9 protein-coding genes are annotated in these 10,628 nt (G+C 70.9%); 6 read left to right on the top strand and 3 right to left on the bottom strand.

The window, feature by feature from the left end:
- Positions 1 to 68: 68 nt before the first annotated feature.
- A complete protein-coding gene (locus JGS39_RS30095) occupies positions 69 to 524 on the bottom strand; it encodes a MarR family winged helix-turn-helix transcriptional regulator (RefSeq protein ID WP_219572859.1) in 456 nt (151 codons plus the stop codon).
- 169 nt (positions 525 to 693) lie between these two features.
- On the opposite strand from JGS39_RS30095, the gene JGS39_RS30090 reads away from it, so the two are divergent.
- The gene (locus JGS39_RS30090) at positions 694 to 1,746 is read left to right on the top strand and encodes a LacI family DNA-binding transcriptional regulator (protein WP_219572858.1); all 1,053 of its coding nucleotides are present in this window, start codon (positions 694 to 696) and stop codon (positions 1,744 to 1,746) included.
- A 15-nt stretch (positions 1,747 to 1,761) separates the two neighbouring features.
- On the opposite strand, the gene JGS39_RS30085 is transcribed toward JGS39_RS30090, so the two are convergent.
- Entirely contained in the window at positions 1,762 to 2,742 is a 981-nt protein-coding gene (locus tag JGS39_RS30085; RefSeq protein ID WP_219572857.1) for an acetylxylan esterase, read from the bottom strand.
- 254 nt (positions 2,743 to 2,996) lie between these two features.
- Between JGS39_RS30085 and JGS39_RS30080 the strand changes: the two genes are divergently transcribed.
- The 4 genes from JGS39_RS30080 to JGS39_RS30065 all read left to right on the top strand — a co-directional run bounded on the left by JGS39_RS30080 (position 2,997) and on the right by JGS39_RS30065 (position 7,442).
- Positions 2,997 to 4,247 (top strand): sugar ABC transporter substrate-binding protein, encoded by a 1,251-nt coding sequence (locus tag JGS39_RS30080; protein ID WP_219572856.1) that lies wholly within the window; start codon positions 2,997 to 2,999, stop codon positions 4,245 to 4,247.
- A gap of 5 nt (positions 4,248 to 4,252) precedes the next feature.
- Entirely contained in the window at positions 4,253 to 5,245 is a 993-nt protein-coding gene (locus JGS39_RS30075) for a carbohydrate ABC transporter permease (RefSeq protein ID WP_219572855.1), read from the top strand.
- A complete protein-coding gene (locus JGS39_RS30070; protein ID WP_236064323.1) occupies positions 5,242 to 6,153 on the top strand; it encodes a carbohydrate ABC transporter permease in 912 nt (303 codons plus the stop codon). The genes JGS39_RS30075 and JGS39_RS30070 overlap by 4 nt, the downstream gene beginning before the upstream one ends.
- Before the next feature lie 86 nt (positions 6,154 to 6,239).
- Positions 6,240 to 7,442, top strand: coding sequence for a glycoside hydrolase family 1 protein (locus JGS39_RS30065; protein WP_219572854.1), 1,203 nt, complete (start codon positions 6,240 to 6,242; stop codon positions 7,440 to 7,442).
- A gap of 237 nt (positions 7,443 to 7,679) precedes the next feature.
- On the opposite strand, the gene JGS39_RS30060 is transcribed toward JGS39_RS30065, so the two are convergent.
- On the bottom strand, positions 7,680 to 8,723 hold the full coding sequence (locus tag JGS39_RS30060; RefSeq protein ID WP_372456179.1) for a glycoside hydrolase family 18 protein: 1,044 nt from the start codon (positions 8,721 to 8,723) through the stop codon (positions 7,680 to 7,682).
- Positions 8,724 to 8,918: 195 nt separating this feature from the next.
- Here JGS39_RS30060 and JGS39_RS30055 point away from each other — a divergent pair.
- A partial coding sequence (locus tag JGS39_RS30055; RefSeq protein ID WP_219572860.1) for a TPM domain-containing protein occupies positions 8,919 to 10,628 on the top strand: 1,710 nt, incomplete at its 3' end.

Here is a 10,628-nt window from a genome sequence, read left to right as displayed (position 1 = left end):
GGATGGGACGGTGGTACGGGGGCGGGCGCCGGCGGCCGAGGAGCCGCACCCGCGCCTATCGCGCCCGGTCAGGAACCGACCAGGCGCTCGATGAGGGTCGCGGCCTCGGCGACGGTGCGCCGCTCGGCCCCGTCCAGTTCGGCGGCGACGGCCTCGGCGAGCCAGTTGCGCTTGGCGGCCCGGACCTCCGCGAGGGTCGTGCGGCCGGTGTCCGTCACCGACACGACCGACTTGCGGCCATCGGCCGGATCGGGCGCGCGCGCGATGAGCCCCTGCTCCTCCAGGGCGCCCAGGGTCAGCCGCATGGACTGGGGGCGCACGAACTCGGCGCGGGCCAGATCGGCCGTGGTGGCCGGCCCCCCGTCCTCCAGCCTGGCCAGCACCGAGCGCTGGGTCGGGGTCAGCAGACTCTCGGACGACGAGGAGCGCAGCCGTCGCAGCAGCCGGCCGACGACGGAGGCGAGCTGCTGCGCCACCGCCTCCGCGGTCGGGTCGGCGGGCGTGGTTCCGGACGGTCGCGTCATGCCTCCACCGTAAAAGATGCACAGGACATCTTGCAAGGTTGCCTGTTGGTTCCTGGATGGTCTTGCCCGTTCCCGGCCCGCGATCTAGGGTGAATGCGCTTTCAAAACGTGTACGCCGACATCTCTGTCGGCACGCGTCAGTACAGAGAAGAAGCGGACGGTCGGTCGAGTGAGCGCCCCAACGGTGTACGACGTCGCGGAGCGGTCGGGCGTCTCCATCGCCACGGTTTCGCGGGTCTACCGCACCCCGGAATCCGTGCGCGCCCAGACCCGTGAGCGGGTCCTGGAGGCGGCGCGCGAGCTCGGTTACGTACCGAGCGGCAACGCACGAGGGCTGGCGAGCCGCACCACCGGAGTGCTCGGCCTGTGCTTCCCCGACTACGCCGACCCGGACGCCGAGGCCGACGCCGAGGCGGACAGTGACGCCGACGACGCGGTGATGCTCTACTCCGACCAGATCATCCGCGGCATGGAGCGCGCGGCCCGGCGGCACGGGTACGCGCTGCTGATCGCCGCGTCGCTGGAGGGCGGCCCGGAGAGCCTGGTCGCGAAGGTCGCGGGGCGGGTCGACGGTTTCGCCGTCCTGGCGCAGACCGTGCCGACCGAGGACCTCGAAGTGATATCGCGCCGGCTGCCGGTGGTGATGCTCGCCGGACCGCGCGAGATCGACCACCTCGACCACATCGTCGTCGCCAACGCCGACGGCGAACGTGAGCTGACCCGCCACCTGATCGAGGACCACGGCCTGCGCCGGCTGGTCTTCGTCGGGGGCGACACCGACTCACCGGACGCGGAGGCCCGGTTCCGCGGCTTCCGGGAGGCGTGCCGGGACGCCGGACTGCCGGTGCCGGACGAGCCGGCCCTGCGGACGACGATGATGAAACAGGCCGAGGGAGCGCTGGCGGCCGAGACGCTGCTGGACCGGGGCGGGGAACGGCCCGAGGCGATGCTGTTCGCCAACGACCAGATGGCGGTGGGCGCCCTGCGCGCCCTGGCCCGGCGCGGCGTACGGGTGCCCCAGGACATGGCGGTGACCGGCTTCGACGGGATCCCGCTCGGCCGGATCGTCCAGCCGTCGCTGACGACGGTGCGCCAGCCGATCCGCCGGCTGGGCGAGCAGGCGGTCGAGCTGCTGGTCCAGCGCCTGAGCGACACCGGCCGCGAGCCGGTGTCGCTCACCCTCCCGGTCTCCGTGATCCGCCGGACCAGCTGCGGCTGCTGACCGTACGGGCCGGTCTCAGGCCATCCACTTCCCGAAGAACCCGCGCCGCGCCGCCACCAGCCCGGCCACCTCCTGCTCCAGCCCGTCGTACGTGAAGTGCCCCGCCGGCAGCACCAGCAGATCCCGCTCCCCCGCCGGCGCGTTGTGCACGGCGAACTGGCCCGGCGGCGGCACGGACGGGTCGAACAGTGCCGCGGCCACCAGCGTCGGCTGCTCCACGAGCCCCGCGGCCGTCGCGGCGTCGAAGTACCGCAGCACCTCCACGACCTCGGGGTGTTCGCGGTGGTACCCGCGCACGGACTCCCCGCTGCCCGCGCACGGCAGCGTGAGCCGCAGCGGGTGGTTCCCGAACGTGGGCACCGTCAGCTGTGCCGCCCCGAACCGGTCGTCCCACGGCAGGGCCAGCGCCCCGAGCCCGCCGCCGAAGCTCTCGCCGAGGAGGCCCAGCCGGCCCGCCCCGGCGAGCTCCGGCACCAGCTCCACGAGCGCGGAGGCCGCGCACCACAGGTCCGCCACGCAGTCGCCGATGACATAGGTGTCGCGCGACTCGATGCCGTGCAGCACATGCTGCGCGGAGACATCGGGGATGCCCGCCACGAGGCCGCGTGAACCCATCCCCCGTACGCACGGCAGGATCGCGGCCGACCGGGGCAGCGGCAGCGGGACGTCGGGCCCCGGCTCCGCGCGCCCCCCGTACCCGTGCCCGATGACGAACCCGTGGCGTACCGGCTCCGGTTCCACGGGCAGGGCCAGCCAGCCGCCCAGGCGCACGCCGCCCACCGAGGTGTACGTCACACCGTGGATCCGCACGCCGTCGCGCTCTTCCTCCAGCGGCCCTATCTCCGGGTCCGTGGCGACCTTGCGGGCGGCGTCGTACCGCGCCCGCCAGAAGTCCGCGAAGTCGTCGGGAGCGGGCGGCGCGGGCACGGCCATGAGCTCGTCGAGGGTGTGCCCGTAGGCCGGATCGAACGGGAAGTCATGCACGTACGAAGTCATGATCGCGAGAATATCGCCGCCCGTCTCCCGGGCCGGACGCCGTCCAATCCTGGAACCAACCATGCGGAATCAGTCACATCGTCACCTTTTCCGCAAACAGCACGCTTACCGTTCCAAGTTGAACATTCAGATGTCCAGCACGTTGCACGAGTGTGACCTAGCACCCTCTTGCGGATTCCCGAATCTCTGCCGCAGAGTGATGTATGCGCTTACAGGCAGCGCATACATTCGGATTGCTCAAGGAGGAGCCCTCCATGTCCCGCACCGCCAGAACCGCCTCCACCGGCATCGGTATCGCTGTCGTGCTCTCCCTCGGTCTCACCGCGTGCGGCAGCTCCGGTGGCGAGGACGTCGCCGCGGACAGCAAGCAGACGCTGACCGTCTGGGCCATGGGGGCCGAGGGCGAGAAGCTCGCGGACGTGGCCAAGGTGTACGAGAAGGCCAACCCGAACATCACCGTCAAGGTGACCCCGGTCGGCTGGGACGTCGCCCACCAGAAGCTCGTCTCCGCGGCCGCCGCCGGCACCATGCCGGACGTGGCGCAGATGGGCGGAAGCTACATGGGCGAGTTCTCCGAGCTCGGCGTCCTGGAGCCGGTCGACACCAAGACCTTCCAGGAGAAGGACTTCTTCCCGGCCGGCTGGAAGCAGGGCGAGGTCGACGGCCAGGCGTACGGCGTGCCGTGGTACGTCGACACCCGCGTCCTCTACTACCGCACCGACCTGGCGGAGAAGGCCGGCATCACCAAGGCTCCGACCGACTGGAAGGAGATGCAGGCCCTCGCGACCGCCTACCAGAAGAAGGCGGACACCAAGTGGGGCCTGTCCATCCAGCCCAGCGGCCTGGACACGGTGCAGAACTTCTACTCCTTCCTCTACTCGGCCGGCGGCGAGATCGTCAACGACAAGGGCGAGGCCGTCATCGACAGCCCCGAGGCCGTCAGGGCGCTCAAGGAGTACGGCTCGTACTTCGACAAGGGGCTCTCCAACAAGTCCGTGCCGCCCGGCTACGACGTCGTGAAGGACTTCGGCAACGGCCGCGTCCCGATGTTCTTCGGCGGCCCCTGGCACGTCACCCTGCTGAACGAGGGCCAGCCGCAGATCAAGGGCAAGTGGGCGGTGGCCGCCGTCCCCGCCGACAAGTCCTCCACCTCGATGGCCGGCGGCTCCTCCCTGGTGATCTCCAAGGACAGCGAGCACAAGGCCGCGGCCACCGAGTTCATCAAGTACCTGACCGACACCAAGGGCCAGGCCGACTGGTACGAGCGCACCAAGGACCTGCCGGCCAACACCGCCGCCTGGACCTCCGGTGACCTCGCCGACGACGCCGATCTGCAGATCTTCAAGAAGCAGATGGACACCGCCAAGTCCTCCCCCTCGCTGCCCAACCTGAGCGAGATCACCGACAAGGTCGACCAGGCCATAGCGAAGGTGACCCAGGGCAAGGCGTCCGCCGAGGACGCGCTGAAGACCGCGCAGTCCGAGATCGAAGGCCTCGTGAAGTAGGAGCCATGAGCACCACGACCGGAAAGGCCGCGCAGCCGGCCAAGGTGCAGGCCGGGCCGGGGACCACCGTGTCCCCGGCCGCCGGGCCGAAGGGCTCGCGAAGCCGCAGGAAGCCCTCGATGGGCGTGCAGAACATGGCCGGCTGGCTGTTCTCCACTCCCTTCCTGGTGCTCTTCCTCGTCTTCATGGCCGTCCCGATCATCGCCACGCTGGTGATGAGCTTCACGGACTTCGGGCTGCGCAACGTGACGCATCCGCTGGACGCGAACTTCATCGGCTTCGAGAACTACACCAAGCTGTTCAGCGACGAGAAGTTCCTCAAGTCGCTGTTCAACACGGCGTACTTCGTCGTCATCGGCGTGCCGCTGACGATCTTCCTCGGGCTGGTCGTCGCCGTCCTGCTGAACAACGGCATCGACCGGGCCCGGACCTTCTTCCGTGTCGGCTTCTACGCCCCGGTCGTCACCACCATCGTCGCGGTCGCCGTCGTCTGGCGCTTCGTCCTCGATCCGAGCGACGGTCTCGTCGCGGGCCTCTTCTCCGAAGTGGGCCTCACCGCGCCGGACTTCCTCGGCTCCGAGAAGCTCGCCATGCCCTCGATGATCGCGATGGCGGTCTGGCGGAACCTGGGCACGGTCATGGTGCTCTTCATCGCCGGTCTGCAGGCCATCCCCACCGAGGTGCGGGAGGCGGCGCGGCTGGACGGCGCGAACATCTGGCAGGAGTTCAAGGGCATCACCGTCCCGCTGCTGCGGCCCACGCTGCTCTACGCCACGGTGATCACCACCATCGGCTACCTCAACGTCTTCGAGGAACCCTTCGTGATGACGCAGGGCGGACCCTCGGACTCGACGCTCACCGTCTCGCTGAACATGTACCGCGAGGGCTTCAACTTCTTCCACATGGGCTATGCGAGCGCCATGGCGTATGTCCTCTTCGTAGTGATCATGGGCATCACGGTGCTGCAGCTCCGACTGCTGAAGGACAACACGAAATGAGCGCCACCAGTGCACCGGGCGCCGTCTCGACGGCGCCGTCGAAGAAGTCCGGGGACACCGGGCGGCAGAACGGCGGCAAGCAGCCGCGGTCCCTGAAGCGGGTCCTCGTCTACGTCCTGCTGTCGCTCGGCCTGCTGATCATGTCGGCGCCGTTCCTGTGGATGGCCCTGTCCGCGTTCAAGACGACGAACGAGCTGACCGCGAGCCCGCCGGTCTGGATCCCGACCGAGTGGACCCTGGACAACTTCCGGAACCTGCTCGACAAGCTCGATCTGCCGCTGTACTTCATGAACTCGGTGATCGTGGCGGTGCTGGTCACCGTCTCGAACCTGGTGTTCTGCTCGATGCTCGGGTACGCCCTGGCCAAGCTGAGGTTCGCCGGCCGCAACAAGATCTTCGGTCTGGTGCTCGGCGCCCTCATGGTGCCCGGCAACCTGATGCTGCTGCCGCTGTTCGTGCTGATGAGCAAGATGGGCCTGATCGACTCGTACGCCGGTCTGGTGCTGCCGTTCGCGGCGGGCGCCTTCGGGGTCTTCCTGATGCGGCAGTTCATGCAGTCGATCCCGGACGAGCTGCTGGAAGCGGCCCGGATGGACGGCGCCGGCGAGTGGTACATCTTCTGGCGGATCGTGATGCCGCTGGTGAAGCCCGCCCTGGCGACGCTGTCGATCTTCACGTTCCTGGGTTCCTGGAACAACTTCGTCTGGCCGCTCATCGCGACCAACGACCCCGACAAGTACACGCTCCCGGTCGCCCTGGCGACCTTCGCCACCGACCCGAACAAGGCGGGTGGCTCCAACGGCATGCTCATGGCCGGGTCCTTCCTGATCGTGCTGCCGGTCCTGGTCGTCTTCATCGCGCTCCAGCGGCACTTCACCCAGGGCATCGCCACAGCGGGCATGAAGTAGCCCGCCGGCCCCCACCGACACGTACGGGGCCGCGCCCCTCACCTCCCGCGGCCAACCCCCTTCACGCACCAGAAAGACAGTCTGCGATGACGCACACCCAGGTCCCGTTCCCCGAAGGCTTCCTGTGGGGCGCCTCCACGGCCGCCCACCAGATCGAGGGCAACAACACCAACAGCGACTGGTGGGTCAAGGAGCACACCGCGGGCACCCACATCCAGGAGCCCAGCCTGGACGCCTGCGACAGCTACCACCGCTGGCACGAGGACATGGACGTGCTGGCCGGACTGGGCTTCACCGACTACCGGTTCTCCATCGAGTGGGCCCGCATCGAGCCCGCCGAGGGCCGGTTCTCCCGGGCCGAGCTCGCCCACTATCGCCGGATGGTCGAGGGCGCCATCGAGCGCGGGCTGCGCCCCATGGTCACCCTGCACCACTTCACCGTGCCCCAGTGGTTCGAGGCCCGCGGCGGCTTCACCGCCGAAGGCGCGACCGAACTGTTCGCCCGCTACGTCGCGGCCTGCGCACCGGTCATCGCCGAGGGCGTCAGCCACGTCTGCACCATCAACGAGCCGAACATGATCGCCGTCATGGCGGGCCAGGCCAAGCGCGGCGACATCGGCTTCCCGCCCGCCGGCCTGCCGACCCCGGACGACGAGACCACCGTCGCCGTGATCGCCGCCCACCACGCGGCCGTCAAGGAGGTCAAGGCGATCAACGCCGGCATCCAGGTCGGCTGGACCATCGCCAACCAGGTCTACCAAGCCCTCCCCGGCGCCGAGGACGTCACCGCGGCCTACCGTCACCCCCGCGAGGACGTCTTCATCGAGGCCGCCCGCGGCGACGACTGGATCGGCGTGCAGTCCTACACCCGGACGAAGATCGGCACGGACGGCCCGATCCCGACCTCGGACGACGTCGAGCGCACCCTCACACAGTGGGAGTACTACCCCTCCGCCGTCGGGTACGCGCTGCGCCACACCGCCGACATCGTCGGCCACGACATGCCGCTGATCGTCACCGAGAACGGCATCGCCACCGACGTCGACAGCCGCCGGATCGACTACTACACCGGTGCGCTCAACGAGGTCGCCGCCGCTCTGGAGGACGGCCTCAACATCCAGGGCTACCTGGCCTGGAGCGCGCTCGACAACTACGAGTGGGGCTCCTACGCACCCACCTTCGGCCTCATCGGCTGGGACCCGGAGACGTTCGAGCGGCTGCCGAAGCCGTCCGCCGTCTGGCTGGGCGAGATGGGCCGCACCCGCGCGCTGCCGCGCGACGCCGGCTGAGACACAGCCGCCCCCGACCGGGAGCTCCTGACGGCTCCCGCCCGTACGGGAGCCGGCGGAACCTGACCTCCGCCGGCTCCCGTACCGCACCACCCCACCACCGCAGCCCCGGCGCGGTCCGGGCCCCACAGCCCCGGCCTGCTGCAGCAGCCGTTCCGGACCGGCGGGTTCCGCTCCCGGGCGCGGCCGCTGCTCGCCAAGGAGCGGTTCAGCATCTGAGCCGGTCGTACCGGGGGGTCAGTGCCAGCCCTCCCGGTACGCGGCCCAGTCGCCGTCCTCCGCGGCGAAGTCGACATAGAGCGCGACCCCGAACCGTTCCCGGCCGCGGTCCGTGCGCCCCAGCCCCAGCCTGGTGCCGCGGACCGCGGCCGCGACCGTCTCCGCCGACGCGTGGTGCCCCAGGTCGTTCTCGTGGAAGAACGGCAGCCCCATCAGCAGATCGGTGTCTCGGGGCGTCGCTTCGAGGGCCAGCGCCGTCTGTTCGGCGACGTACCCGCCGTAGAGCCCTTCCAGCGGCATCCAGGTGTCGTACGACATGACGGCGATCTGGTCGACCCGGCGGGCCACCTGCCCGAAGTACTTCTGCGACCACCACTTGCCCCGGCCGGAGACCGCGCCGAGGACGGTCTGCGCGGCGGGCAGCGGGTCGATCTGGTGGGCGGCGACGGACAGCGGCACGGCGCGGGCCCGGGTGAGGGCGTGCAGGTCGTCCAGGAGCCAGAGGTAGTGCGCGTCGCCGGAGTGCAGCGGTTCCAGGTCGAAGTGCACGCCGTCGAACCCGGCGTCCAGGATCTGCCGCGCCGATCCGACGACCGCTTCGCGTGACGCGGCGCGCTCCAGTCGCAGCCCGTCGGGTCCCTCGCTCGCCAGCCTGTCCCCGAGCCAGGCCTGCACCCGGATGCCGGGCATGGTGCGGTGCACGGCGTCGATCAGCCAGGAGGCCCTGGGGTAGCGGGAGGCGGGCAGGGTCCCGTCGTGCTCCAGCGGGCCGGCGTGGACGTACAGGTCCTTGATGCCCGTCCCCTTGATCCGGGCGGCGAACGCGGCCAGGTCGGCGTCCTTCTTCCGGCCGTCGACCCAGGCGTGCCCCAGCCAGATCGCGTCGCGGCCACGGGTCCGGGTGCCGTCCCCGGGGTCGCCGGTGAAGTTGAGCCGCAGGGCGACGCCCGCGGTGAGGACCGGCACCACGATCACCAGGACCAGCCCGAACGCGATCCGCCGCGGCCAGGTGCCGAGCATCCGGGCCGCCCCGCTCCGCACGGCGGCGGACACCCGCCCCATTCGCCCACGCACGTGCGTGCCCCCTGCATGTCTCGGTGTACTCCGGCTGTACGAACGGACAGGGCGCGTCCCTCGGTGCGCCGTGCCCGTACGAACAGCAGGACGCACCAGGTGCGGGGGCCGTTCCCGGGCGGGGCGTGCGGAGCGTTTGCCGGGTCGCGGGGCTCCTGAGGCGGACATAGCCTCGCAAACGTGATGCCGCCTGTGAGCCGAACCCGGATCCTGATACCGGGCCGGGCCCTGCTCGCCGTGCTGTTGACGGTGTGCTGGCTGGCCCTTCCCACCGCGCTGTCCGCTCGCGCCGACGACCCGGTCACCCTGTCCCGGGACGGGCAGATCACCGACAAGGTGGGTGCGCTCGGGGACCGCAGGGCCCAGGTGGTGACCGCGCTCGACCGGCTCTACGACCAGCGCCGCATCCAGCTCTTCGTGGCCTACGTCCGTGACTTCTCCGGGCGGTCCCCGCAGGACTGGGCCGACGAGACGGCCGACCGCAACGGGCTCGGCCTCGACGACGTGCTGCTGGCCGTCGCCACCCACGACCGGCAGTACGCCTACTCCGTCGACCAGGGCTCCCGTCTCACCGACGCACAGCTCCAGGACGTGGCGGGCACCGCGATCGAGCCGGCGCTCAAGGAGAACGACTGGGCGGGTGCCGCGATCGGGGCCGCCGAAGGGTACTCCGCCGTCCTGGCGGGTTCGCCCGTCCCCACTCCGGCGATCACCCCGGGCGCCGACGACCCCGGCACGGGGAGCTCCGGCGGGACGAGTACCGGGGACCTGGTGCTGCCGATCGTCCTCGTCGGCGGCGCCGCGGCGGTCGCCGCGTACGCGTTCACCCGGCGCAAGCGGCGCGCCACCATCCGTACGACGCCCGGCGCGACGGGCTGGGGGCCGGCCGGAGGCGGGCGGAACGAACCGCCGCAGCCCCCTACCCCGCTCCCGGAACTCGACGCCCGGGCCAAGGAGACGCTCGTCGCCACGGACGACGCGGTCCGCACGAGCGACGAGGAACTCGGGTTCGCCACAGCCCAGTTCGGCGAGGAGGCCGCCGCACCGTTCACGGAGGCGGTCGCCTACGCCAAGGGCGAGCTGACCACGGCGTTCCGGTTGCGTCAGCAGCTCGACGACGCCATCCCCGAGGACGACGCCACGCGGCGGCGGATGCTGGACGAGATCATCAGCCGCTGCGCGGACGCCAACGCCCGCCTGGACGACGTCTCCGAGGACTTCGACCGGCTGCGGGAACTGGAACGTGACGCCCCGCAGGCACTGGCCGCGGCCGAGAGCGCGTTCCGTGCGCTCGCCGGCCGGGTCACCGCCGCCGAGGCCACGCTCACCACGCTGCGGGGCCGTTACGCGGAGTCCGCGTCGGCCCCCGCGGCGGGCGGCATCGAACAGGCCAAGGACCGGCTCGTCTTCGCGACGTCGTCGCTCAATCAGGCCCGCCAGGCGGTGGACGGCGGCGACCACGCCGCTGCGGCGGTGTACGTACGGGCCACCGAGGGTGCGATCGGTCAGGCGGCCACCCTCGTCGACGCCGTCGACCGGCGGGCACGGGAACTGGAGGAGGCGGCGGCCAGGCTGCCGGCCGCGCTCACGGAGACGGAGACGGATCTCGCGGACGCGGGAGGGCTGTTGGAGGGCACGGCGGAAGGCGTGTCCACCGCGGACCTGCGCGGCCGGATCGCCCGCGCGCAGACCGTGACCCGCGATGTGCGGGCGGAGCTGGGCGCGGGAGCGTACGACCCGATCGACGCCCTGCGGCGGGTGGAGGAGGCCGACGCGGTGCTGGACGAGGCGCTGGCCGGGGCGCGTGAGCAGGAGCAGGGCAACCGGCGGGCCCGCTCCCTGCTCGACCAGACGATGCTCACCGCCCGGTCGGCCGTCGGCGGCGCCGCCGAC

It is taken from the genome of Streptomyces poriferorum, from assembly GCF_019399235.1.
In the GTDB taxonomy this organism is placed as follows: domain Bacteria; phylum Actinomycetota; class Actinomycetes; order Streptomycetales; family Streptomycetaceae; genus Streptomyces; species Streptomyces poriferorum.
Note: the sequence above shows the minus strand (reverse complement) of the source record. Positions and strands in the feature narration are given on the sequence as shown.